The 25,186-nt window shown below is 56.7% G+C and carries 18 protein-coding genes; 2 read left to right on the forward strand and 16 right to left on the reverse strand.

Annotated features, from left to right (window positions below; genetic code table 11):
- Positions 1-522: 522 nt before the first annotated feature.
- From NZ823_17290 to NZ823_17325, 8 genes are all read right to left on the reverse strand, one after another.
- Entirely contained in the window at positions 523-972 is a 450-nt protein-coding gene (locus NZ823_17290; GenBank protein ID MCS6806882.1) for a universal stress protein, read from the reverse strand.
- Between the two features lie 253 nt (positions 973-1,225).
- A complete protein-coding gene (locus NZ823_17295; protein MCS6806883.1) occupies positions 1,226-4,480 on the reverse strand; it encodes an efflux RND transporter permease subunit in 3,255 nt (1,084 codons plus the stop codon).
- 51 nt (positions 4,481-4,531) lie between these two features.
- The gene (locus tag NZ823_17300; protein MCS6806884.1) at positions 4,532-5,725 is read right to left on the reverse strand and encodes an efflux RND transporter periplasmic adaptor subunit; all 1,194 of its coding nucleotides are present in this window, start codon (positions 5,723-5,725) and stop codon (positions 4,532-4,534) included.
- 97 nt (positions 5,726-5,822) lie between these two features.
- Entirely contained in the window at positions 5,823-7,211 is a 1,389-nt protein-coding gene (locus NZ823_17305; protein MCS6806885.1) for a TolC family protein, read from the reverse strand.
- 261 nt (positions 7,212-7,472) lie between these two features.
- Positions 7,473-8,306 carry a tRNA (N6-threonylcarbamoyladenosine(37)-N6)-methyltransferase TrmO gene (gene tsaA, locus NZ823_17310; protein MCS6806886.1) on the reverse strand — a complete coding sequence of 278 codons (834 nt, stop codon included), beginning with the start codon at positions 8,304-8,306 and terminating at the stop codon, positions 7,473-7,475.
- Between the two features lie 653 nt (positions 8,307-8,959).
- Entirely contained in the window at positions 8,960-9,604 is a 645-nt protein-coding gene (locus NZ823_17315; protein MCS6806887.1) for a DUF3365 domain-containing protein, read from the reverse strand.
- Positions 9,605-9,665: 61 nt separating this feature from the next.
- Positions 9,666-10,706: a cytochrome d ubiquinol oxidase subunit II gene (gene cydB / locus NZ823_17320; protein MCS6806888.1), complete on the reverse strand. Its 1,041-nt coding sequence runs from the start codon at positions 10,704-10,706 to the stop codon at positions 9,666-9,668.
- 175 nt (positions 10,707-10,881) lie between these two features.
- Positions 10,882-12,261 carry a cytochrome ubiquinol oxidase subunit I gene (locus tag NZ823_17325; protein ID MCS6806889.1) on the reverse strand — a complete coding sequence of 460 codons (1,380 nt, stop codon included), beginning with the start codon at positions 12,259-12,261 and terminating at the stop codon, positions 10,882-10,884.
- Between the two features lie 233 nt (positions 12,262-12,494).
- Here NZ823_17325 and NZ823_17330 point away from each other — a divergent pair, with 233 nt between their 5' ends.
- Positions 12,495-13,079: a YbhB/YbcL family Raf kinase inhibitor-like protein gene (locus tag NZ823_17330; GenBank protein MCS6806890.1), complete on the forward strand. Its 585-nt coding sequence runs from the start codon at positions 12,495-12,497 to the stop codon at positions 13,077-13,079.
- 110 nt (positions 13,080-13,189) lie between these two features.
- Here the strand turns inward: NZ823_17330 and NZ823_17335 are convergent, their stop codons facing one another.
- The 4 genes from NZ823_17335 to NZ823_17350 all read right to left on the reverse strand — a co-directional run bounded on the left by NZ823_17335 (position 13,190) and on the right by NZ823_17350 (position 15,450).
- Positions 13,190-14,065 carry a universal stress protein gene (locus tag NZ823_17335; GenBank protein MCS6806891.1) on the reverse strand — a complete coding sequence of 292 codons (876 nt, stop codon included), beginning with the start codon at positions 14,063-14,065 and terminating at the stop codon, positions 13,190-13,192.
- A 45-nt stretch (positions 14,066-14,110) separates the two neighbouring features.
- Complete coding sequence (locus NZ823_17340) at positions 14,111-14,329, reverse strand: DUF2892 domain-containing protein (protein MCS6806892.1); 219 nt, start codon at positions 14,327-14,329, stop codon at positions 14,111-14,113.
- 234 nt (positions 14,330-14,563) lie between these two features.
- Complete coding sequence (locus tag NZ823_17345) at positions 14,564-14,815, reverse strand: zf-HC2 domain-containing protein (protein MCS6806893.1); 252 nt, start codon at positions 14,813-14,815, stop codon at positions 14,564-14,566.
- Between the two features lie 17 nt (positions 14,816-14,832).
- Positions 14,833-15,450, reverse strand: coding sequence for a sigma-70 family RNA polymerase sigma factor (locus tag NZ823_17350; GenBank protein ID MCS6806894.1), 618 nt, complete (start codon positions 15,448-15,450; stop codon positions 14,833-14,835).
- A gap of 109 nt (positions 15,451-15,559) precedes the next feature.
- Between NZ823_17350 and NZ823_17355 the strand changes: the two genes are divergently transcribed.
- Complete coding sequence (locus NZ823_17355; protein MCS6806895.1) at positions 15,560-16,018, forward strand: OsmC family protein; 459 nt, start codon at positions 15,560-15,562, stop codon at positions 16,016-16,018.
- Positions 16,019-16,619: 601 nt separating this feature from the next.
- Here the strand turns inward: NZ823_17355 and NZ823_17360 are convergent.
- From NZ823_17360 to nifJ, 4 genes are all read right to left on the reverse strand, one after another.
- Entirely contained in the window at positions 16,620-17,810 is a 1,191-nt protein-coding gene (locus NZ823_17360; GenBank protein ID MCS6806896.1) for a thiolase family protein, read from the reverse strand.
- Between the two features lie 628 nt (positions 17,811-18,438).
- A complete protein-coding gene (locus tag NZ823_17365; GenBank protein ID MCS6806897.1) occupies positions 18,439-19,767 on the reverse strand; it encodes a cytochrome C in 1,329 nt (442 codons plus the stop codon).
- Between the two features lie 114 nt (positions 19,768-19,881).
- Positions 19,882-20,892 carry a dihydroorotate dehydrogenase-like protein gene (locus NZ823_17370; protein ID MCS6806898.1) on the reverse strand — a complete coding sequence of 337 codons (1,011 nt, stop codon included), beginning with the start codon at positions 20,890-20,892 and terminating at the stop codon, positions 19,882-19,884.
- Positions 20,885-24,463 (reverse strand): pyruvate:ferredoxin (flavodoxin) oxidoreductase, encoded by a 3,579-nt coding sequence (nifJ, locus tag NZ823_17375; protein MCS6806899.1) that lies wholly within the window; start codon positions 24,461-24,463, stop codon positions 20,885-20,887. Before nifJ ends, NZ823_17370 begins: the two co-directional genes overlap by 8 nt.
- Positions 24,464-25,186 lie beyond the last annotated feature (723 nt).

A 25,186-nucleotide genomic window follows, 5' to 3' on the forward strand; every position in this document is an offset into this window, starting at 1 on the left:
TTTGATCTGCGCTTCCAGACGTTTCACCTCTGGCTACCTTCTTACGCGCCGCTTGCGCGGCCCCCGGCAACGCGATCATTTGATCTGCGCTTCCAGACGTTTCACGTCTGGGTACCTGCTGATTGCGCCTCCAGCGCAAGCTGACCTTGCACGTTTTCCGCTCCAGACGTTTCACCTCTGGCTATCTTCTTACCCGCCGCTTGCGCGGCCTCTGGAGCGTGACCCACATCATGACGACGTCATAAATGCCCACAGAGAATCGGAGAGCACCGCTTGGGACGGAAGTTTTGGAGTGACGCGTCACCGGTTTCTGGCCAAAGCTGCGACACGTCGCAGCACTCCAAAAACGCCACGAACTTTTGTCACGTTGCTTAGCTCATGAAACATGCCAATGACGCGAAAGAATTTCGACTTCAGCGTTCGTGACGAGCATCAGCTCATGGACGAATGCTTACGAAAATAGCTCCGAAACGGCAGACCGAAGACCGGACGATGTCCGTTTCCTGTCCCCCGCGCCCGGCGTCACTGCGGCTGCGGTGCCCGCACCGTCAGCACCGGACACGTGGCCAATCGCACGACCTTCTCAGCAACCGAGCCAAAGACCAGATGCCGCCAGCCGGTCAACCCGTGTGTGGCGATCACAATCACATCCATCTGCTCCTCACTGGCTACGCGCACAATCTCAGTGGCAGCATCGCCATGACTGATGATCCGACGCACCTGCATCCCGGCGGGAATGCGTTGCTGAAATAATTCCTGGAAGCGATGCTCGACATCAGCGCGCGCGGATGTCTCATACTCGGCCACGTGGAACGTCACAGCGGCTTCACCAAGGGCGGGAGAGATCGGTATGACGTGTATGATGGACAACTCAGCGCCGAAATGTTGCGCCAATTGAAGTGCCCACTTCAGGCCTTCATAAGACGGCTCGCTGAAATCCGTGGGACAGAGAATCTTTTTGAACGGAAACATACCGCTACCTCCTTTCCGGCTCGTAGAATTTTTCCACTGTGTGCAATGAGCCGAACAATGATCGGTGCAAACACCATACCATCACTGAGCCTTTCCCAGGGGCGAGTTATCTTGCGCGACAACAATTCGTAAGCTGACTGATGCTCAGCCAATCAACACATCACGATGCGGCTAAATCACCCAGATGGGTCAAATCAACCAAGAGCCAAGATCAACACAGCGCCGGGGAGCGCCGATCGGTTAGCAGTTGCCTTCACGATCCGATTTGATGTTCGGGCTGGCGCAAGGTCGGGGCAATACCAGTCTCACGGGGCGGCTCATGATGGCGACGTTCACTCAAATAGTAAAGAATCGGCACGGTCATGCGTGAGAGCAGCAGCGAAGCGACTTCGCCAGCCATCAGTGAAATGGCCAGGCCTTGAAAGATCGGGTCGAACAGGATCACCGCCGAGCCAACAATGACGGCAGCCGCGGTCAACATCATCGGACGAAATCGCACGGCGCCGGCATCCACCACCGCTTCAGCCAGCGGCATGCCCTGCTTCAATCGAAGCTCGATGAAGTCAACCAAGATAATTGAATTGCGCACAACAATCCCCGCGCCGGCGATAAAACCGATCATCGAGGTCGCCGTGAAAAACGCCCCCATCGCCGCATGAGCCGGCAGAATCCCGACCAGCGAAAACGGGATCGCCGCCATGATGGTGATCGGCGTCTTGAACGACTGGAACCAACCAACCACCAATATGTAGATCAAGATCAACACAGCAGCAAAGGCCAATCCCAGATCACGAAACACTTCGTAGGTGATATGCCACTCGCCATCCCATTTCATGGCCAGCTTGTCAGTGAGCGGCGGTTGTTGCGCGACGTAGCGTTCCAAGCGGTAACCTTCAGGCAACTCGATTTGATCAATCGCCTGGTTGAGCTTGAGAATCGCATAGACCGGACTCTCTTCACGACCAGCGACATCAGCGGTGACGTAAACGACGGGCATCAGATTCTTATGGTAGATGCTTTTGTCAGCGATCCGCTGCTCGACCTGCACCAGCTCACCCAGCGGCACTAACTGCCCGTTCTGCCCCATCAGTTTGATCTGATTCAAATCTTCTACGCTCGAACGCTGCTGGCGCGGCAAGCGCAGCATGATCGGCACGTCTTCCTTCTCCTGCGGCTGATGCAACAAGCCGACGCTCATGCCTTCGACGGCAATGCGCAGCGTCGCAGCGACCTGCTCGGCCGAGATGCCGTGCAGAGCCGCTTTCTGTTTGTCCACAACGAAGCGATAGATCGGTTGATCGTCTTCCACGTACCAATCCACATCCACGACGCCATCGGTTCGATCAAAGATGTCACGCAGTTGACGCGCCACTTCAATCTGACGGGCATAGTCGGGACCGTAGACTTCGGCGACCAATGTTTGCAACACCGGCGGTCCCGGCGGCACTTCGGCGATCTTCACTCGCGCTTGGTATTTCGCAGCGATGGCCTGAATCGGCGGGCGCACACGCTTGGCGATGTCATGACTTTGTGCGTCCCGCTCACCTTTGCCAACCAGATTCACCTGAATATCGGCCACGTGCGGCCCACGTCGCAAAAAGTAGTGACGCACCAGCCCGTTGAAGTTATACGGCGATGCCGTCCCGATGTAGAGTTGATAATCGGTGACCTCCGGCACGGTTGCCAGGTAATCGCCGATCTCGCGTGTCACTGCCGCTGTCTGCTCCAACGTGGAGCCTTCAGGCATATCAATCACGACTTGAAACTCGCTCTTGTTGTCAAACGGCAGCATCTTCACCCGAACCGCTTTGATGGCAAACAGCGAGACGGAGAGGAGCAACAACAGCACCACGCCGATTAAAAACGCATGTCGCCAACGCCGCTGATGAATCAATTGCGACATCACGCGACGATAGAGTTTGGTTGACCAGCCTTCCTCGGCATGGTGGCTCTCACCGTTGCGCTTGAGCAATCGCAAGCTGGCCCACGGCGTGACAATGAAGGCGACCAACAATGAAAAGACCATCGCCGCCGACGCGCCAATCGGAATGGGGCGCATATACGGCCCCATCAAGCCGCTGACAAACGCCATTGGAATAATGGCGGCAATCACCGTGAACGTCGCCAAGATCGTCGGGTTGCCAACTTCGTCAACGGCCTCCACGGCAATCTCCACGATGGAACGCCCGCGATTGCCCGGCAAGCGATAATGACGCACGATGTTTTCGACCACGACAATGGCGTCATCCACCAGAATGCCGATGGAAAATATCAGCGCAAACAGCGTGATGCGATTCAGTGTGTACCCATACAGGTAAAACACCGTCAACGTCAACGCCAATGTGACAGGGATAGCGATGGCGACAATGCCCGATTCGCGCCATCCGAGCGTCAACCAGATCAGCGCCGAAACCGACACAATGGCGATCAGCATGTGAAAGAGCAGCTCGTTGGATTTTTCCTCGGCTGTTTCTCCGTAATTGCGCGTGATGGTGAGCTGTACATCGGCGGGAATCAACGATCCCTTCAGCGCATGGACCTTTTCGATAACCTGCTCCGCGATGTCAATTGCGTTGGCGCCCTTGCGTTTGGCGACCGCAATGGTCACGGCCGGCAACAACCCAGACGCGCCGGCGGCCTGATGGTCTGCGTGAGCTGGACCTGTGCCAAACAGCACATAATTGGCCGGCTCCTCTGGGCCGTCTTCGATCGTGGCCACGTCGCGCAGGTACACAGGCCGGCCATCAAACACGCCGACCACGACGTTGCCCACATCTTCAGCCGTTTGCAAGAAGCCGCCGGTCTCCACTAAGAATTCGCGATTGCCGGCGGAAAAACTTCCCGATTGCAATTGCCGATTGGCCTGCTCCAGCATCGGCACAATCAGCGCCGGCGCGACGTGATAGGCCGCCATGCGCCCGGCATCAAGGGTTACGCGCACCTGTCGCCGCTGACCGCCAATGATGGTGACCTCGGAAACGTTGTGAACTTGTTTGATCTGGTCATGAACTTGCGCCGCGATGCGCCGTAGCGCGAAGTGATCGTAGCGGTCGCTCGACAACGTGAGCGCCAGAATCGGCACATCGTCAATCGAGCGCGGTTTAATCAGCGGCGGACTGGCTCCGGGAGGAATCAGATCGAAGTTGGCAAACATCTTTTGATTGAGCCGGACGATGCTGTTTTCTTCGTCCTGACCCACGTAGAACCGGACAACAGCCATGGCGTAACCGGGCGAGGAGGTCGAATAAATGTATTCGACGCCGGGAATCTCCCAGAGCAGTTTTTCCATCGGTTTGGTGACGCGCTCCTGGACTTCCTGCGCAGACGCGCCGGGCATCTGCACAAAGATGTCAATCATCGGGACGATGATTTGCGGCTCCTCCTCACGCGGCAGCATGAGCACGGCTCCCAGACCCAACAGAATTGAAGCCGTGATGATCAGCGGCGTCAATTTTGAGTCAATAAACGCCTGCGCCAGCTTGCCCGCTAAGCCTCGTTGATGAGTCATTGCTTTCTCCTCGTGCATCATACGCGCATTCGTTCACACGGCACGGCCGGCTCACTGGACCTGCGACCCATCCGTGACAGCCGCGACGTTCTCCACCACAATGCGCTCCCCTTCGTTCAACCCGGCCAGCACTTCCACCCGTTCGCCATAGGACTTGCCCAGTTGAATCAGTCGCAGACGGGCGATCCCCGATGAGTCCACGACATAGACGCCGACCAGTTGACCACGCCGGACAATCGCCGATGACTGAATGGTGATCGCCGAGCGTTGACCAATCTTAAATCGCGCTCGACCGTAAAGCCCTGAGCGAAGCGTCCCGGACTGCATCGGCAAATCAATCTTGACCGTATAAGTGCGACTACGCGGGTCGGCGGCCGGCACGATTTCCACAACTCTGCCATCCAGTTCCTTATCGCCAAGGGCGTCAATTCGCACATCCGCGCGATCGCCTGAACGAATCTTGTCGAGTTGTGATTCGTCCACGATCGTTTCCAGGCGATATTGAGCGCCATCTTCAATGGTCAGCAACGGCACGCCCGGCGCCGCCAGCATGCCAACGTCAACGTGCTTGGCGACGACGATGCCGGCTATCGGCGCTGTCACACGAGCGTAACCAACCATGACCTGCGCTGTTGTCACTTCGGCTTTGGCCTGTTCAATCTTGGCCAGCGCCTGATTCTTTTTGGCGAGCAATGATTGATGCACTTGACGGAGCCGCTCGACCTCGGCCACAGCCGCCTGATATTTGGCCTGCGCTTCGTCGAATTCCTGTTGGCTGACCGATCGGCGTTCCAGCAATGCCTGAAACCGATTGTAGGTTGATGTGGCCAGGGCCTTGTTTGCTTCGGCGGCTGCCACGGCTGATTCGGCCGCGCGAATGGCGCTCTCCACTTCCTGCAAGGCGTTTTCTGCTTCGCTCGTTCCGGCCTGCGCTCTTCTCAATTGCGCGGTCGTGTCGCGGTTGTCAATCTCCACCAGCACCTGACCGGGTCGCACGCGGTCGCCTTCACGCACGTGCACAGCCGTCACGCTGCCAACAACCTTCGCCGACAGTACACTGCTCGTCTTTGACCGGACGGTGCCAACGGCTTCGTAGTACTCGTCAACCGGCGACGGGCTGATCACTTCAAGTTTGACGCCGGTCACAACGGGTCGCGTCTGGGCCGCCTTCTGCTGCCTCCCGCAAGCGGCTGTCATGCCGGCGGCGAGCACGCTGATGAGAATCAAACCGATTGTCCTCTTCATAGCCATTCCCTCAAACAGCCGCCACCAAGCCACCATTGAGTGCAGCGCCGTTTGGTCATCGCGCGTGGTATGGCTGGCGTCTTGATGGTCGTCTCTTTCATGACACAAACGGATGAACATCATTCAATCGCCCGCTGGCTAGCAAGACCTGCGCGTAGCCGACATAGTAATCATAGCGGGCCGCCAGCAGGTTCAGCCGCGCCCGCACCAACGCCGTCCCCGCCCGGAGCACTTCCGTGATCGTTGTCAATCCCTCCTGATGGCGGTCTTGGACGATGCGCAACACTTCCGCAGCCTGATCCACAGTGCGGGCGGCAACTTCCAACCGCGCCTGAGCCGAGACAAATTGCTGATGCGCCCGGATCACTTCAAAGCGGATTTGATCGGCCAGCCGCGCCTGCTCAGCGTCTGTCAACGATTCTGCGGCCTCCGCTTGCTTGATCCTGGCGCTGCGACCGAAATCGAGCAGATCAAACGTCACAGTTGCGCCAACTGCGTAATCGGCGCTGCCATTGAACCCGCGATGGCTACCACCAACCGAGGCGAATACATCAAATCGCGGCAACCATTGGCCACGCGCGCGGCGCACCCCCTGCTCACTCGAACGCACGGCCAGTTGCGCGCGCGCATAATCGGGACGATGAAGCAACGCCAACTTCAATAATTCCTCTGCATCAACCGCGTCAAACCTTTTTTCGACCAATGCGCCTTCCACTCGATGCGGCGTGTTGACGGGCAGCCCAATGGCTGTATTGAGCGCCGCCTGAGCCACGACAATGGCGCCAGCCGCTTCAATCTGCTGTTGACGAAACTCGGCCAATTGCACTTCAGCGGCCAACAAATCAGATTGCACAACGACGCCGGCTTCGTACAAATCGCGAATCCGCTTGACATCAGCCGACGCCGTCTTGACGGCTTCATCGGCTACGTCTTTGCGCGCGTTCGCGACCAATACGCCATAGTAAGCTCGCAGCACCTCAAACCGGATTTGCTGCTGGACAAATTCCTTCTGTTTATCAGCCTGTTGCTGACCGAGTCGGGCCTGCTCAATGCGTGAGCTTGTCTGCCATTGATCAAACACCGGCAACCGAACTGTCAGTGCTGTCCGAAAATTGTTGAGCGGGTCAGGGCTATTCAACGCATTCAGGTCAAAATTCTGCGGGCCGAACCGTCCTTGCTCCAGTAAAGAACCAAACACGAACACGGGATTATTACTGTTGGTATACGTCTCGGTGAACTGCACCACCGGCAATCGGCCAGCGCGCGCTTCATCCAGTTGAGCATCGGCCTGCTGGCGCCCTGACGCGGCAGCGCGCATCATCGGATTGTTGCGCAGCGCCAGCTCCACTGCCAGCGGCAACGTCAATCCTTGGGTCGTGTCAGTTTGAGCGTGAACAGAAGAAGTTGGCATCACGCTGACGGACACGCTCAGCACAACGAGCCAGATCACCAGTTTGCTCCTCACACCACCGCCTTTGTCTTGCATGCAACCTCCAAACGTTGTTCGCTGAACCCCTATGATCCAACACAAAACAAAAGGATTCAGAATCTCTGCTCATCCGTCATTCTCAAGCCCTTCTTTGACGGCGCCGTCGCGGTAAAACCAGCCCCATTGTCACCACATCCGTAACACTTGACGATCAGAGAAAGAGCGCACGTCACCGTGCAGCAGCGTCTGTACCGAGAAGGTGAGCTAACAGGTTGCTAAGCGTCAGCCTCATCCCAGCGGGATGCTCCGATGCGGCCGTCATTCATGCCGGGACACATGAAACAGCGCCGAGTCCGGCAGCGCCAGGATGTGCTCGAACTGCATCTGGCGCCAGCTTGGTTGCTCACGCTCCGGTTCGCACAGCGCATAGTCATACCGCGCACCATCTTTGATAAGCACGATCGCGTTGCCTTTGTGCATTTGCAACGTCGCGCGGCCCGGCGTTGCGCCAACCAGCGCCATGATTGCGTCAATCAAGCAGCCGGCATCTTCCGGCACATGAGCCGTCGCGCCGATCACTTCGGCAAACTCAAAATAACTCGACCGCCAGTGCTCGATCACGCGCGCGCCGAGGGCCACGCCGGCGCACCGCTCACCGTGGAACTGTTCAGCTTGATAGAGCAATGATTCAAGCATCGCCGCGCGGCTGGCCGGTTTGCCGATCTGCTCATTCCGCGCGGAAAAGATCATATCCCGACTGCGAAAATACGGCTTCAGATCAATGACAGGCGTCCCGTCAATCAAGTCAAGGCGATCCACGTGGAGGCAATTCCCTTGCAGGCTTACAATCCGCGCCACCGTCATCGCAATCGGATTGGGACGCGTCGGCGAGCGAACAGCAAAGACGCCGTGCATGGCCGCCTCACTGGTGTCAGCGACGCCACGCGGCGTCACTAGCACTCGCTCGCGATCTGCTTCATGCAACCAGGCCAGAATCCAAACGTGGCTGTGTTTTTCCAGGTGGCGCAGCCCTTCTCTGTAAGGCTCAAGTATCTCAATCATGGCCGGCACGCCAAACGTCGGCATGAGCTGACGATCCCTCACCTCACATCGAACCACGCCAACCTGGATGAGTTGAGCCAGGGTACTCATCTTGTTAAACTCCAAATCAAACCCAGCTCAACGCGCCTTCCATACCAACTGAGCTATCTCTCGGACCACGCCAGTCTGGATGAGTTGAGCTAGGGCGCGCATTGAGTTGGGCTAGGGTACTCATCGTGTCAAAATCCAAACCAAACCTACATCAACCTACTTTCCACACCGATTGATCACTCCACGAGGCGGCCACAAGAGCCTGACCGGCAAACCACCTACTTAGAACACCCAAAGCGCAATGGCCACGGGTGACTGTTACAGACCAGACATTGAGGCGAGCCGAGCGCAGCAAGGCGAAGCGTGTCGGGTGCATGCGCTGACTAGCCCGCTTTTGCCACTTTTGAGCCACCTTTGAAACTCAAGCGTAGCAACTGTCAGCCCATTGGTCTCATACAGCCACCAGAATCAGCATTCCGAATGTCGGAACTACTGCGAACAGAATGTACGCACCGAGAAGCATGTTGACGGGCTTGTGGCCGGATCGCCAACCGGACAACGCTCCTACTTGTGAGCTTTGCCTTGCCAAAGTAAGCACCCTGGCTTGTCATTTACTTCGTGAGACCTAATAGTCTCAACAGGTCATGACTTGTTCAATCCAAGCGAAGCATTGCCCGCCTCCTGATTCAAACTCTGCACATCGGCAGGCAACTCTACTTCGGCTCCGATGGTGACGGCAAAGCAATTTTCACGCTGACGGCCCCGCGCACGTCACCGGTGTGATAGCCGGTGGCGCGATCGTCAGGATACTTTTCTTCCAAAATCGCTCTGACGTCAGCGGGTATCTGCTGTTTCTCGCCATGACAAGTCAGGCACATTGGCCCAGTGAGCAGTGGCCTCAGATAGCGTAGATACCGGCCTCCTTGCTCGGTAACCACTTCGTAATACTCACTCTCCAACTTACCTTCGCGATTGAGGCGATCAAACAGCTCGAGCTTCTGCCGTTCATATTCATCGGGCACGTCCTTGGGATGGCGATATCCCAAGCTGACGCGGCGAACATAGTGGCCTGTGCGCGCGGTAAATTCGCGTGGAATCTCTTGCGCGACCTCTGAACAGACGCGCACTGCGCCAACATAGCCGCCTTTCTCCAGCTCCTTGAACAACAGGCCGCGAACTTTCTCTGTTAACTCATTAGCTACCCGACGCGCCTGTTGCAGCGCCTGCTGCACAGGTGCATCTTCGCCGGTCGGCTGTTGTGGCAACGGTGATGCCGTTGTCACCCAACCGAGTGCTGCAAGAAAAACGAGAGCAACACTCAGCTTCACACCGATATGTGATGACCGATGTTTCATCATGCCTTCCTCCGTGTTTCTACAAATCGCCCGGGATCATACCTGAGCCAGTGCTGGCAGCGCATCAATAGCCTTCCTGCTCATCCAGACGCACTTTCCCGCGAAACGAGCGGTAGAGATAGATGAAGTAGCCCAGAGCTAAGACAATTCCTATGCTCCACCACACGACGCCCACCGACAAACCATAACGACCCGTCACGGTATTGTGCACGGTGAGGCTGTAGTCTGGGTTTGTGCTGGCCGGCAGCACGGTGGGATACATCCCGAAGGCGATGCCACCAAACATCCCAACAATGTATGCGCACGATGAAAGAAAAGCGGCATGGTCCCGCGCTTTCGCGCGAAAATAGAACATCCCGATCAAACTTGCTGACACAATCACGGGAAAAATGAGGCCAGCCGGATGCCGATAGTTATGCAGCATCTGCGGACGCACGCTCAAGGTTGCGATCAAGCCGATGATTGTCAACGCGGCGACAAGCCACCACATCCGGCCAGCGAGGCGGCGGGCGCGCGCGTTCAGGTCCCCTTCCGTTTTCGCGGCGATGTAGAGCGCGCCGTGCGAACTTAACGTGGCCAGCGCCATCACGCCGGTCAGCACCGTGTACCAGTCGAGGATGCCCGGATGCGCGCCCACTCGGAAGTTTGTCCACAATGGCTGGAAGAAATAGCCTTCCGCATTCAACGGCACGCCACGAATCACGTTGCCCAACGCAGCCCCGAAGAAGAGAGTGAGCAACAAGCTGGATACCGAAAACACCACATCGAAGAAGGCGCGCCAGTGCGGATCATCCACATGCGACCTCAGCTCAATGCCGATGCCGCGCAGCATCAGCAACCACAACACAATCATCAACGGCAGATAAAAACCGCTGAAGCTGGATGCATAGAGCGCCGGAAAGGCGAAATAAAGCGTGCCGCCCGCCGCCAACAACCAGACTTCATTGCCATCCCATACCGGACCGATCGCGCGCAGAATCGCCCGCCGCTCATCGTTCGTTTTGGCCAGCAGCAAATGCAAGCTGCCTGCCCCCAGATCAAACCCGTCCAGCACGACGTAAGCAGTCAGCATAAAAGCAACCAGCACGAACCATAGCGTCTCCATCTGGATTCCTCCTCAAAAAGTGGCACAGGCGTTCCCACCTGTGCGCCATTTTCATGCTTCGCGGTGAACGTAAGTTCATGGGCGATTGCTCAGAAAAAGTGGCACAGGCGTTCCCGCCTGTGGCGTTTTCATCGTTTCTCTCGCGTCGTGGCTAACGACATGAACAACTCCTCATTTAGTGAGCGCCAACGCCGGCGACAACTTGGCCGGTCTTCATGCTCGACGCTTCAGCCGCCAGCAGTTTCGGGCCATGCTCGATCTCGCGCCACATCAGCAGCAGGTACAAAATGGCCAACACTGTATACATGCCCATGAAGCCAAGCAGCGTGAACATGACATTGCCCGCCGATACGGTCGGTGAGAACCCTTCACTGGTGCGCATCAAGCCATATACCAACCAAGGCTGACGACCCAGCTCAGCGGTCATCCAACCGGCCGTGTTGGCAATGTAAGGGAATGGAAAGCTCAACATCAAAATCCACAACATCCACTTTGACTCATAAAGCCGGCCCCGCCAGAGCAACCAGGCGGCAGCCAGCGTGATGGCAATGAAGATGGTCCCTAATCCAACCATGATGTGATAGCTGTAATATAGCAGCGGGATGTTGTCCGGCCATTGATCCTTGGGGAAGGCATCCAAGCCTTTGACTTCCACATTCCAGCGACGGTAGGTCAGAAAGCTTAACAGTCGCGGGATAATGATCGGGTTATCCAATTTCTGCTCGGCCGTATTCGGCTGGCCAATAATCACCAACGGCGCGCCCGCTTCCGTCTTAAACAATCCTTCCATCGCCGCCAGCGTCGCCGGCTGATGCAGCGCCACCATGCGCCCCTGCTTGTCTCCTGTTGGGAACAACTGCAACACACTGGCCACAACAGCGACGCTCACGCCGAGCTTGAGAAACAGTCGTCCGTGCTCCGGCTCTCTGTTGGTCAACACGTAAAAAGCGCCCACCGCCGCCATCACGAACGAAGCTGTGATGACCGAACCACCCATGGTGTGTAGGTATTGCCAGATCGCCCACGGGTTCAACAAGAGCGCCCAGAAGCTGCTCAAATGGACCGAGCCATCAGCAGCGATCGTATAACCGACCGGATGCTGCATCCACGCATTGGTCGCAATGATGAAGTAGCCGGACAACCATGAGCCGGCAAACACAAGGAAGGCCGCCAACCAGTGCCCACGCGGCCCAAGCCGCTTCTCTCCGAATAAAAACAGACCAAGAAACGATGACTCCAGGAAGAAAGCAAACACGCCCTCCATGGCCAGCGTCTGGCCAATCACGCCGCCGGCAAAACGGGAGAACTTCGCCCAGTTGGTCCCGAATTGAAACTCCATTGGAATGCCGGTCACAACACCGAAGACAAAGGAAATAGCAAAAATCTTCCCCCAGAAACGCGCTGCCTGATTATATCGCTCATCATTGCGACGGATCGCTATCGTCTTCAGGATCACGATCAGCAGCGCCAATCCCATCGTTAATTGAGGAAACAGGTAGTGAAACGTGACGGTGAAAGCAAATTGGAATCTGTCAATGGCTAGTGCATCGTCCATAGTGCTTCTCCTACACACCTATTATGTCTTGCCCGCTTGATGCGCTTAGCATATCGAGCCAGTTATTCCCGGTCATCAACCCACCTCTCATCACTCACCAAGCAACTATGATTCAATTTCACGCCAAAAGATTCAGCCAATGTTATCTCTTGGAGATGTGTCACCGATTTGGTGTATCATGTCTGCTCTCGCCCCACGGGGTGAGGTTGTTTCTCACAAGTAAGGATGTAACCATGCGACGATGGTTGCACTTATCTTTGGCGCTCGCGGTTCTGGTCATCCTCACCGGTTGCCAACCAGAACGCTCGTCGCCAACGCCGCCCACTTCACCACAGGAGGCAGTGGATATGGACCTGCAACTCAGTAGCAACGCATTTCAATATGGCGGGACAATCCCGATCAAACACACCTGCGACGGCATGGACCTCTCGCCGCCCTTGGCATGGACAGCCCCGCCGCGCGATACCAAAAGTTTGGTGTTGATCTGCGACGACCCTGACGCGCCCGCCGGCACATGGGTGCACTGGGTGCTCTATGGATTGCCCCCGGAGACGACATCTTTGCCCGAAGGCATTCCTCCAGACAAAATAGTGCTGGGCCAGGCTCGGCAGGGCATCAATGATTTTCGCCGAATCGGCTACGGCGGCCCCTGCCCGCCGCCGGGCGCGCCGCACCGGTACTTCTTCAAACTCTATGCCGTGGCGATTCCCACCACCTTTGAACCGGGCTTGAGTAAGCAGCAACTGATGGATGCCATCAAGGGACACATCCTGGCACAGGGCGAGCTGATGGGAAAATACAAACGCCAACGCCCATAACAAACGGCGGAAGAGGAACACCTGCCCATTGTTCATGACCGGCCTCACGGCGCTGAAAAGACGAGCTGATTTCACTGGCGGATTTCAACGCCGATTATTCATGACCGGCCTCACGACGCTGACTCGCTGACCACCGTCAGCACCGGACAAGGCGCGTGCCGATTCACACGCACGGTCGTCGTGCCCAGCACGGTCGTGTTCAAGAAACGCCGATGTTGAGCGGCCATGACGATCATGTCGCAACCGAGTGAACTCGCGGTTGTGAGAATCTGCTCGGCTGCTTCACCCCGCGCCACGGTCTCCTGGAGGCGACAGCGCGCGCGAATATCTGGCGCAACCCATTCACAAAGACGATCCACCTCTTCTTCTTCGCTGGGCGGACTGCTCGGCGATTCGATCACGTGTAAGACCCATAGCTCCGCGCCTAAACAAGCAGCCAGCGCGCTGGCATGCTCGAGCGACCGCGCTGACGTGTCGGTGAAGTTGACGGGACAGAGCAGGCGTTGAATCGTCAGGCCAGATGACGGGGCGACGGTTGATTGTGGGCGCACCGTCAGCACAGGCCGGCGCGTCTCACGCAGCACTTTCTCGGTGACCGAACCAAGCATCAGCCGGCTCCAGCCGCTCCGCCCATGCGTGCCCATGATAATCATGTCCGCGTTGTATTGGTCAGCCGTGGTCATAATCGCGCGAACGGGATAGTCTTCGACGACACGCGCTTCCGCCGGCACAGTCTGAGCGATGTGCTCGTGCACGTAACGATCCAGTTGCTCGCGAGCAAGGCGTTTGGACTGCTCTAAGACAGCGGCAATGTCTTCAGCCTGCCGCGTCGAAAAATAAGGCGGCGGCAGAAACGGGTCAGCAAAAATGACCTGCAATCGCGCGCCACAACGGGCAGCCAGACTCCCGGCATACTGCAACGCCCCGGTGGCAATCTCGCTGAAGTCAGTCGGCACGAGAAACAAGTTCGATTGAAACAGTTGCATCACCACTCCTTTGGCGGCATCGAGCCGTCACGCTCGCTGGCCCTCTCAGGCATGTCGCGCGACCGTGGCCGCTTCCTCACAGCCGACGCCCAATCGGCGCAGAATCGTCATCATCGGACACCAGTTCGTGAACGCCGACTGAATCAAATTGACGGCCACAAATCCGGTAAACCAAAACCAGTATGGACTGTGATAGTAACCAAGCAACACACTGGCCAATACAAAACTGCCTGCAATCAGTCGTAAGTATCGCTCAACTGTCATGTCGTGATCCTCCTTCATCGTTGTTCTGCACCTGTACGATCCAAATCGAACGAAAAGGATTCACCACCCGTCTTTGGTCTGTTTCCATGTAGCGGTTTTGCGCAACGCAGGCCCGTCGTCCCCACAGCGAAAGCGTCTCGGAAGTTAACTTCTGGGGGTTCTTAACGCATGAGCGATCATTTCAAAATGATGAGTGTGCCGACCGCGCTCTCGCGCATTCGATCGAGCAACACATTATGAAGCATGCGGCTTCCAGTTGCTCCATTCGTTTTGCAGAACTTCTTTGAGATGATTTTTCATCTCATCGGGTAAGGGATGGTGGGGAAGCTCTTGGCACATCTGGATAGTCTTTCGCAGTGTATTGACAAACGCGACGCAGGGCGCGCAATCAGCGATATGGGCTTGAATCTCCTGACAGAGATGGGCAGGAAGCTGGCCATCAATGAATTCTGAAAGCAATGTCACCAACTGCTTGCATTCCATCATGTCAAATGCCTCATGATTCATAGACCCATTTTCCCGACAAAGGATTCAGCCTCGGTCTGCCAGTATTGCGTCAGGCGGTCGCGCACAAACAATCGAGCGCGGTGCAGCCGTGATTTAACGGCCTCCGGCGACAGATGAAGCGATTGGGCTGTTTCCTGCGTGCTCAGTTGTTCGATGTCCCGCAAGATCAGCACAACACGATAGGGGGGAGGTAGATCGGCGATGGCCTGCTCCACCTGCGTCTTGAGTTCAGCGCGTTGAAACAACTGGTCAGGATTCTGCGACCAATCAGCAATGTCCGGTTTCTGGCCTTCACTGGCAGGCGTTGGGATCAGTTCATCCAACGAGAGTTCATGCTCAGGCTCAAATTTCCCCTTCCGCTTCATTTTGCGGCAGGCGTTGGCGGCAATCGTGAAGAACCACGCGCGAAACGACCCTTGGCCGCGAAAATCCTTCAGGGATCGAAACACGCTGATGAGCGTCTCTTGAACGACGTCTTTGGCGTCTTCCTCATTCTTACACATCCGCGCGGCAAAACTGTATAGACGAGCTCCGTAGGTGTTGAATAATTCCTCAAAAGCTTCCTGCTTGCCGGACTTCAATGCCTCGACCAGCATGCGCTCACGTTCGTCCATACGCGGCTACAGTCTATGGTGTGTCGGTGATTTGAGCAAGCCGTGAACCCTTTTCGGCGATCTTGGATCAAGAAGGATGGATGACAATCATACAGTAGGAGAACATACGATGACGCAACAACTGCCATACTACTATGACACAATCGTTGAGTGGACGGGCGAGCGCAAGGGGCTGCTCAGCGCATCGAACCTGCCGACATTGACGGTCGCCACGCCACCTGAATTTCAAGGCCACGAGGGGATTTGGTCACCGGAGCACCTCTACGTCGCCTCTGTCAATTCCTGCTTGATGACGACATTCCTAGCAATCGCCCAGATGTCAAAGCTGGAGTTTGTCAAGTTCCGCTCGCAAGCTCGCGGGCAACTGGATAAGGTCGAAGGTCAGGGATTTCAAATCACCAACATCGTCATTGAGCCACAGCTCACCATCGCGCGCGAGAGCGACCGGGAGCGCGCGCTGCGAATTTTGGAAAAGGCCGAGAAACATTGCCTGATCTCCAATTCAATTAAGACGACGGTGCGGGTTCAACCTGACATCCGCGTCGCCGAGACGCAACAAGCGGCATGAGCCGGCAATGATAATAGGAGGAGATGATGAACGATGCTCTCCTGATGATTTTAGTGGCGGTCGCTTACGTGGTGCTCATGCGCGTCGTGCTGCCCAAGCTGGGCGTGCCGACCTGAGCCTCACCTGTATGTGAGACCGAGGATCGGTCCACACCATCCACCGATGAACCACAGAAGCCGACGACATCCGGTAGCCGTCGTCATAGGGATTAGTTATATCGAGACAGTAACCGACGGCTCGTTGAGCTGACCGCATCCGGTGCGCCTTAGTCAGGAGAAACAGAACAACACGACTTGACTACTGGCCTGAGATGCCTTCTGAATGGCCTCCGCTCCGGTCTTGCTTTCGTTAAATCTCGTTACATGTCGCGCCAGCCGTGCCACGGCGTGTCGTCATGACTCGCGTGGATGATCCCTGCTGATACGCTCGCATCGGGCACTCCACGCGCATGCCACACACTGTCTCGGCTCGACCAATGTCGCTCGTTGACAAAACGACTGCACAATGGAGACCGGCCGTTCAACGCGACGGCGCTGGCGCTGCCGATTACGTATGGGGCGCAGAGCGCCTGCATGATGCAGACCAGCCGTTCAACTGCTCTTCAGGATGCCCGCTCCACCACCATGGCTACGGCCTCGCCGCCGCCAATGCAGAGCGTCACCAATCCGCGCTGCGCCTGCCGCCGTTTCATCTCGTATAGCAGCGTCGTCAGCAATCGAGCGCCGCTGGCTCCAATCGGATGACCAAACGCAACCGCGCCGCCGTTGACGTTGACCTTCTGCGGATCGAGTTCGAGCTGTTTGATCGCAGCCAATGCTACTACTGCAAACGCTTCGTTGATTTCAAACAGATCAATGGCGCCGAGCGTCAGTTCAGTTTTGCTGAGCACTTTCTTGATCGCGTCAACCGGCGCGACCGTGAACTCTTCAGGGGCGCGCGCGGCTGCCACTGCGCCGACAATCCGAGCCATCGGTTGTAACCCTAGCCGCTCGGCCCGTTCTCTGGCCATGACGACCACGGCCGCGGCGCCGTCATTGATCTTGGAAGCATTGGCGGGTGTGATCGTACCGCCTTCCTGAAACGCCGGCTTCAGCGTCAACATCTTGTCGAAATTGACGCGCTTGGGTTCTTCGTCTTCGCTGACCAGCGCAGTGCCCTTGGCCTGAGGCACTTCCACCGCGACGATCTCTTCGGCCAGCCAGCCTTGCTCTTGCGCTCGCAGCGCCCGCCGATAACTCTCAGCAGCGAAGGCATCTTGCTCCTGACGCGAGATATTGAGATTTCGAGCGCACAACTCACCGGCATGGCCCATGTGAAAATTGTTATAGACATCCCACAGCCCATCTTTGATCATGCTGTCAACAACTTCGCCATGACCAAGCCGGTAACCTTGCCGCGCTCGCTCCAGCAGGTACGGCGCGTTGCTCATGCTCTCCATGCCGCCGGCCACAACCACATCAGCGTCACCGAGCGCGATGGCCTGCGCTGCCAACATGACCGACTTAAGCCCGGAGCCACAGACTTTATTGATGGTCATACATTCGACCTTTGTGGGCAGGCCGGCAAAGATGGCCGCCTGCCGCGCCGGAGCTTGTCCTACGCCGCCTTGCAGCACATTGCCCATGATCACTTCATCTACATCTGCCGGGGCCACACCGGCTCGCTTAAGTGCCTCCTGAATCGCCGCTGCGCCGAGCTTGGGAGCCGGCAGCGCACTGAGCGAACCCAGAAACGAACCCACCGGCGTGCGGGCAGCACCGATGATGACAACTTCACGCTTATGCTGACTCATATTATTCCCTCCTTAAAAAATGCTTAGGAACGCGCGCCCTTCGGATGATTGTTGAGAACACGCTCCCAGGTTTTCTTCGTTCATCTCGTGACGTCTCCCATGGACGATCCCTTCAAAAATGCCCTCCACAACGAAGCCACAAGTCGCTACCAAAAGCCAAGCCACAGGTCGCTGCGAAGTGATGTTTGATTCTGATGATCACCTCTCGCTCTTCAAGCCGAGGACGATGATAACAAATCAGGCGCCCGCGGTCGAGTTGATCAACCCAGCGAAAGAGTTTCTTTTTCCGTGGCGTGCGCGGAGTTCATGGATGATTCCACCAGGCATGAGCCAGCATGCGGGGGCGCCGTCGGTTTCTGAGACGCATCCTGCGGGTGCCTAGTATCCACACTTTTGATCGCGCCAGCGATCGGTGAATTTAGCCGAGGTCTTTCGCAAGTCCCGCAGTCACGTCAACAGAGCGACTCTGACGTCGCGTCAGCGACGACTGAACGCTGATTTCAACGTCGCTGACGCGCGGGGCATGCAGTGTGGCCGACGGCGCAGGCCATGAAAGACCCGCCTAAAGTCAGCGAGCCGTTACGCGGCCAGAGCATGATCACGCTTATGATTTTTGCGCAGTCTTCAGTTACTTCTTCCTGGCCTGATGGGCTCGGCGCAGCTCTTCAGCCATCGCTTTGATCTCGGCCAGGTCCCGCTTCATTTCGCTCCAGCCGTACCAGAGCGCGTAATCCGGGTTCGCATGAAACGTGCCCTGAAACGCCCGCATTCGGTGCTCCAGATGCATTACAAACAGCTTCTGCTCAATCGGTGTCGGCGCATCGTGGAAGGTCAGCAGGTCGGGAAATGGATGCGCGTAAGACGCGGGCTTCTGCAAAACACCATCTTTGTACAACCCGGCCACGATGCGAATGGCTTCGGCCAGCAGCCGATCCGTCTCTCTGATCATCTGGTCGCCTTTCTCCAATTCACCGCGAGCAAAATTGGCCGAGTGGCACTGACTACACGTTTTTACCATCTTGTCGCGCTCTTTCTGCCACTCCTGTTGTGTGAGTCGGGCGACATCAGCGGCTTTGACGACATCAAGTCGTGCTGTCGGTTTGCCGGCAGGATCGAGCACGCCGAGCGCCTGAAGAATCGTCGTCTGATCCTGCGCCCACTGTTTATCTTCTGGCAGCGGCAGACGCACAGCCAAGAATCCCCAAGCCGTTTTGACAGCATGATTGCCGTCCTGCATGTGGCAAGTCTGACAGGTCGGGGCGGCGACGCTTTCCGGCAGCGTTCCATTCTGCTTGAGCAAATATCGCACGCCGTGCTTGGACGATGAATACATTTCCCACTGCGGATGATCGAATCCCATGTGGCAAGTCTGGCAGGCTTGCGGTTGCTTAGCCTCCTTCACCGAGAACAGATGGCGGGTGTGGCACGCATCGCAGGAAGCCACGCCGAATCCACCGCCTGCTGCCTTCAGTTCTTTCAGCTCAGCCTCTGTCTTTAATCCGATCTTATGGCATCCGCCGCATCCCTTCAATCCCTCTCGCATCGCTACAGGCAACGCATGGGTGGTCGGCATTGCCTTCATCGCCGCCCACGCGAACGCATGTTTGCCGCTTTTGAACTGCTGCACCTGCGTTTCGTGGCACATCGCGCAAGTATCCGGTGTAGGAATTTGCACTTTGGCCACGTCATCGGCAGACATGTGCCCGTCGCCATGACAGATGGCGCAATCAACGCCATTCTGACTGTGTTTGCTTAACTGCCAATCTGAAACAATGCCGGGCGTCACCGTTCGATGGCAGGCGATGCAGGCCGGGCCTTTGGCGCTTGAGGCGAGCACAACGCCTCCGGCCACTTCCGGCTTGTCCGCCGCCTGATCAATTCGGTTGGGACCGCCGGGCACAATCGCCAAAACAAAAAAAGAGACCACCAACGTCGAGACTTTGAAGAATCTCCGCATAAACACGCCTCCCTCAGTTTTGAAATGAACAACCTCAGCTTATCAACGGTCAAAGCGCGTAACAACTATCATGCCCGTTAATGGAACGCCGCCGGCCGATAGTTGTCAGCGCATTCACCGTCGCAACCTGCGCGCGGCATAGGAACTGAGCACCTTCAAATAATTGGCTCGCTCGAACGCCGCCGGTTCAGCAACGGCGCGTTGACTCATGCTGCCTTGCATTTGCTGAATGGATTCGTACTCGTGCTCTTCCATCCAGCGCCGCAAATCGGCTTCCACGACGCGCAGATGATCAATTCCATGTTTGAGCAAGGCCGAGGTCATCATCGCCACCTTCGCGCCGGCCATCATCGCTTTGAGCACGTCTTGCGCCGTGTGAACGCCACCCGTGACGGCCATGTCAGCCTTGATACGTCCGTACAAAATGGCCACCCATCGAATGCGTAGCAATAATTCGTAGGAATTGCTCAACGTCAGCGTCGGCACGACCTCCAGATTTTCCAGATCAAAATCGGGTTGATAGAAACGATTGAACATCACCAGCGCGTCAGCGCCGACTTGATCGAGCAGATAGGCCATATTGGCAAATGCGCTGAAGAAATGGCCGAGCTTTACAGCCACCGGAATGTTGACCGACGCTTTGACATCACGCACCAAATCCAGATACATCTGCCGGACCTCCAGGCCGCTCAACTGCGGGTCGGTCGGGATGTAGTAGACATTCAATTCGAGCGCGTCGGCCCCGGCCTCTTCAATTTTTTTGGCGTATTTGATCCACCCACCGGTCGAAACACCGTTGAGGCTGCCGATGATGGGAATACTGACGGCCTCTTTGGCCTTACGAATGTGCTCCAGATACCCCTCCGGCCCCAACTTGTATGCGCTCAGGTCAGGAAAATAGGAGAGCGCCTCGGCATAGCTCTCCGCGCCGTATGAAAGATACCGATCCAGCACTTCGCTCTCCAGGTTAATCTGCTCCTCAAACAACGAGTGAAGCACGACGGCAGCCGCGCCGGCGTCTTCCATACGACGAATGTTGCCAATATCTTCACACAGCGGCGACGGAGATGCGACCAGTGGGTTCTTCAACGTCATCCCGAGATAGGTTGTTGTCAGATCAATCATGCTCATCCTCCTTCTTGGTCTCGGCAGCCGGCATCGCCGCCCATTGTTCATAGAATCGCCAGCGTTTCCAAACGTCCTCCTGCGCTTGTTCCAGCAGCTCTTGCGCCGCCTGTGGATGGCTGTGCGCCAACATCGTATAGCGCGTTTCGTTGTAAATGTATTTGTGCAGCGGCAGCGACGGTGGCTTCGAGTCGAGTTGGAGCGGATTCTTGCCTTGTTTGATCAACTCAGGATTGTAACGCAATAGCGGCCAATAGCCTGTCTGCACGGCGAGCTTCTGCTGATCCATGCCGTGCACCATATCGTAACCATGCGCGATGCAATGCGAATAGGCGATGATCAGCGATGGTCCATCGTAGGCTTCTGCTTCGAGGAACGCTTTGATCGTATGCGCATCGTTGCCGCCCATCGCTACGCGCGCCACATAGACGTTCCCATACGTCATGGCCAGCATGGCCAGGTCTTTTTTCGGCGTTGGCTTGCCACCTGCGGCGAACTTCGCCACAGCGCCGCGAGGCGTGGCTTTGGACATTTGCCCACCGGTGTTCGAATACACCTCCGTGTCGAGCACAAGGATGTTGACATTGCGCCCCGAAGCAAGCACGTGATCGAGTCCGCCATAGCCGATGTCATACGCCCAGCCGTCGCCGCCGACGATCCATACGCTCTTTTTGACCAGCGTATCGGCCACACTGAGCAAATCGCGCGCTTCAGGTGTGTCTACGCCTTGTAGTTTCTCAACGAGTCGCCGCACACGCTCACGTTGTTCTTGAATGCCGACCTCCGTTGATTGATCGGCGTTAAGCAACGCCTCTGCCAATTCCTCACCCACAACTGACGAGAATCGCATCACCAGCTCACGCGCATACTCGGCCTGCTTGTCCAGCGCCAATCGCATGCCCAGCCCAAACTCTGCGTTATCTTCAAACAACGAATTGGACCACGCCGGACCACGTCCTTCCTGATTACAGGTGTATGGCGTCGTCGGCAAGTTACCGCCGTAGATAGACGAACACCCGGTCGCATTGGCAATCAGCGCGCGGTCACCAAACAGTTGCGTCAGCAACTTGATGTAGGGCGTTTCGCCGCAGCCAGCGCAGGCGCCCGAGAACTCAAACAGAGGCAGCAGCAGTTGCGAGTCTTTGACATGACTCAGATTCAAGTGGCGACGGTCAGTCTCCGGAATGGTCAGGAAGAAGTCCCAATTCTGGCGTTCCTGCTCGCGCAGCGGCGCCTGTGGCATCATGTTGATCGCCTTGAGGCGAACTTCTTTTTTGTTTTTCACCGGGCAGACTTCAACGCACAACGCGCAGCCGGTGCAATCTTCCGGCGCCACTTGCAACGTGTAGACTCGATCCTGAAATTCGACCCAGCGCGCGCGAGCCGCTTTGAACGTCGCAGGCGCCTGTTGCAACAGCGCCGGATCATAGATTTTGGCGCGAATGACAGCATGCGGACACACAAGCACGCATTTGCCACACTGGATGCAGATGTTCTCATCCCAGACGGGAATCTCTTGAGCAATGTTGCGCTTTTCCCACTGCGTCGTGCCACACGGGTATGTGCCGTCAACGGGAAACGCGCTGACCGGCAATCGGTCGCCTTCGCCAGCGATGATCGGGGCAATGACACGTTGAACGAACTCCGGCGCCTGCGGCGGCACAGGTGAACACAGATCGAACGTGCTGGTGACACGGTCGGGAACGGTCACTTCATAAAGATGATCCAACGTGCTATCAACGGCAGCGATGTTCTTCTGCACAACGGCTTCGCCGCGCCGACCATACGTCTTCTCGATGGATGTCTTGATCGCCTCAATCGCTTCTTCGCGCGGCAACACGCCGCTGATGGCAAAGAAGCAGGTTTGCATGATGGTGTTGATGCGCCCGCCCATGCCAGTTTCCCGCGCGACTTTGTAGGCGTCTATGACGAAGAAGCGCAATTTCTTCTCGATGATCTGCTGTTGCACTTTGCGCGGCAAATGGTCCCACACTTGTTCCGGCCCATACGGGCTGTTAAGCAAAAAGGTCGCGCCCGGCTCGGCTGCTTTCAGCACATCCATGCGCTCCAGAAATGTGAATTGATGGCAGGCGACGAAATTCGCTTGACTGATCAAATATGTCGAGTGAATCGGCTTGGGGCCGAAACGCAAATGAGAGATGGTGACTGAGCCGGATTTCTTCGAATCGTAGACGAAGTAACCTTGAGCGAAGTTGTCGGTCTCCTCGCCGATGATCTTAATCGAATTCTTATTGGCGCCGACGGTGCCATCAGCGCCGAGGCCATAGAAAATGGCTCGCACCGTCGCTGGGTCTTCGGTCGAGAAGGTCGGATCATAATCGAGGCTTGTGTGCGTCACGTCGTCATGGATGCCGATGGTGAAATGATTCTTCGGTTTCTCTTTGGCCAACTCATCGAATATGCGCTTGATCATCGCCGGCGTGAATTCCTTTGACGAGAGGCCATAACGTCCACCGACGATGCGCGGCGTTGTCACAAGCGGAGCCGCGCCGCGCTCCATCGCTTCATACACGGCGGCGACAACGTCCAGATAGAGCGGCTCGCCGGCGCTGCCGGGTTCTTTTGTGCGATCCAATACGGCGATGGCGCGCGCTGTGCTGGGTAACGCTGCAACGAACGATTCAGCAGAAAATGGCCGGTAGAGTCGCACTTTCACTGCGCCCACTTTTTCGCCACGCGCGACCAAATAATCAACCGTTTCTTGCACAGCTTCGGCGCCTGACCCCATCAGCACGATAACCCGCTCGGCATCCGGCGCGCCGATGTAATCGAAAAGATGATAGCGGCGCCCGGTTCGTTCGGCGAATAAGTCCATCACATTTTGCACGATGGTTGGACACGCTCGGTAATAGGGATTGACTGTTTCGCGCGCCTGAAAATAAACATCCGGGTTCTGCGCAGTGCCGCGAATGAATGGATGGTCTGGTGAAAGCGCTCGCGCGCGATGGGCATGCACAAGCTGCTCATCAATCAAGGCGCGAAGATCATCAGGGGTCAGCGGCTCAACCTTGGCGACCTCATGAGATGTGCGAAACCCGTCGAAGAAGTGGACAAACGGGATGCGCGCGCGCAACGTCGCTGCCTGCGCAATGGCCGCGAAGTCCATCGCTTCTTGCACCGAACAAGAAGCCAACATGGCAAATCCCGTTTGCCGCACGGCCATGACATCACTGTGATCGCCGAAAATGGAGAGCGCCTGCGCGGCAAGCGAACGCGCTGCCACATGAATGACCATCGGCGTCAGTTCGCCGGCAATTTTGTACATATTAGGAATCATCAGCAACAACCCCTGCGATGACGTGAATGTCGTGGTCAGGGCGCCGGCTTGCAGTGCGCCGTGTACCGCGCCGGCCGCGCCGCCTTCGCTCTGCATCTCAATGACCGTCGGCACAGTGCCCCAGATGTTCGTTTTGCCTTCCGCCGACCATTGGTCGCACCATTCGCCCATCGGCGACGAGGGCGTAATCGGGTAGATGGCGATCACTTCATTGAGCTGATGCGCGATGGAAGCAACCGCTTCATTGCCGTCAATTGTTATACTTTGCCTCATAAACTCACCTCAACTCAAAACTGCCTATGAGCCAACAGAGGCAATCCTTATGCCAGCCACTTTGCAGCCTCCTGCGCAACGAAATCAACGGGTTTGCTGTGTTGCGTCGCATCAGGCGTGAGAGACCATTGGGTGTAACAACGCACCAGACTGGGTGATCTGCCCCAACGATGGGCATGAAACTCAGTCCGCAACGGTTGAAATTGCAGGTGAGAGATGCTCAGCTCGGTCGGCCACCGAGGTAGAATGACATTAGGCGAGACTTAACCGGCAGGCTGGAAAACCCGAGAATACTACCGATCGCAGAGCAAAAGGCCACGTTCATGGGACCAGAAGCATGGCAGGACTCGAAGCGACCGAGCGGGAATCTGCTCCCAATTGCGGATTGAAGACCGGCGGCGGCCGCTCGGCAAGTTCGTGTCCTGCCGTGCTCTCTCCTTGGTGGAACGCCGCCCTTCGCAGGCCAATTGGTATGCGATCTTCGGCATTTGGTACCATAGAATACTCAAGAGAAAGACCAGGTTTAATGAAGCGACATAGCCAGCAGAACGTCCTACGCGACCGTCTCCGATGTTCTTGATTGTATGTGGAGAAGAAGTCCCCGAAGGAGACCGCTTCAATAGCCGGTGGCAACTCCACCGAAATGGCAGCCTCGTCCAGTCCAACCCGAAAGGGTTGAACTCATGGAGCGAGTGCGACCCCTTCACCCAAATCCTCTTGATG

It is taken from the genome of Blastocatellia bacterium, assembly GCA_025054955.1.
Taxonomy (GTDB): Bacteria; Acidobacteriota; Blastocatellia; order HR10; family J050; genus JANWZE01.

Bases quoted from the DNA above. Each gene is read 5' to 3' on its own strand.
- NZ823_17290 (MCS6806882.1), bottom strand. From the start codon at position 972: ATGTTTCCGTTCAAAAAGATTCTCTGTCCCACGGATTTCAGCGAGCCG.
- NZ823_17295 (MCS6806883.1), bottom strand. From the start codon at position 4,480: ATGACTCATCAACGAGGCTTAGCGGGCAAGCTGGCGCAGGCGTTTATT.
- NZ823_17300 (MCS6806884.1), bottom strand. From the start codon at position 5,725: ATGAAGAGGACAATCGGTTTGATTCTCATCAGCGTGCTCGCCGCCGGC.
- NZ823_17305 (MCS6806885.1), bottom strand. From the start codon at position 7,211: ATGCAAGACAAAGGCGGTGGTGTGAGGAGCAAACTGGTGATCTGGCTC.
- tsaA (MCS6806886.1), bottom strand. From the start codon at position 8,306: ATGAGTACCCTGGCTCAACTCATCCAGGTTGGCGTGGTTCGATGTGAG.
- NZ823_17315 (MCS6806887.1), bottom strand. From the start codon at position 9,604: ATGATGAAACATCGGTCATCACATATCGGTGTGAAGCTGAGTGTTGCT.
- cydB (MCS6806888.1), bottom strand. From the start codon at position 10,706: ATGGAGACGCTATGGTTCGTGCTGGTTGCTTTTATGCTGACTGCTTAC.
- NZ823_17325 (MCS6806889.1), bottom strand. From the start codon at position 12,261: ATGGACGATGCACTAGCCATTGACAGATTCCAATTTGCTTTCACCGTC.
- NZ823_17330 (MCS6806890.1), top strand. From the start codon at position 12,495: ATGCGACGATGGTTGCACTTATCTTTGGCGCTCGCGGTTCTGGTCATC.
- NZ823_17335 (MCS6806891.1), bottom strand. From the start codon at position 14,065: ATGCAACTGTTTCAATCGAACTTGTTTCTCGTGCCGACTGACTTCAGC.
- NZ823_17340 (MCS6806892.1), bottom strand. From the start codon at position 14,329: ATGACAGTTGAGCGATACTTACGACTGATTGCAGGCAGTTTTGTATTG.
- NZ823_17345 (MCS6806893.1), bottom strand. From the start codon at position 14,815: ATGATGGAATGCAAGCAGTTGGTGACATTGCTTTCAGAATTCATTGAT.
- NZ823_17350 (MCS6806894.1), bottom strand. From the start codon at position 15,450: ATGGACGAACGTGAGCGCATGCTGGTCGAGGCATTGAAGTCCGGCAAG.
- NZ823_17355 (MCS6806895.1), top strand. From the start codon at position 15,560: ATGACGCAACAACTGCCATACTACTATGACACAATCGTTGAGTGGACG.
- NZ823_17360 (MCS6806896.1), bottom strand. From the start codon at position 17,810: ATGAGTCAGCATAAGCGTGAAGTTGTCATCATCGGTGCTGCCCGCACG.
- NZ823_17365 (MCS6806897.1), bottom strand. From the start codon at position 19,767: ATGCGGAGATTCTTCAAAGTCTCGACGTTGGTGGTCTCTTTTTTTGTT.
- NZ823_17370 (MCS6806898.1), bottom strand. From the start codon at position 20,892: ATGATTGATCTGACAACAACCTATCTCGGGATGACGTTGAAGAACCCA.
- nifJ (MCS6806899.1), bottom strand. From the start codon at position 24,463: ATGAGGCAAAGTATAACAATTGACGGCAATGAAGCGGTTGCTTCCATC.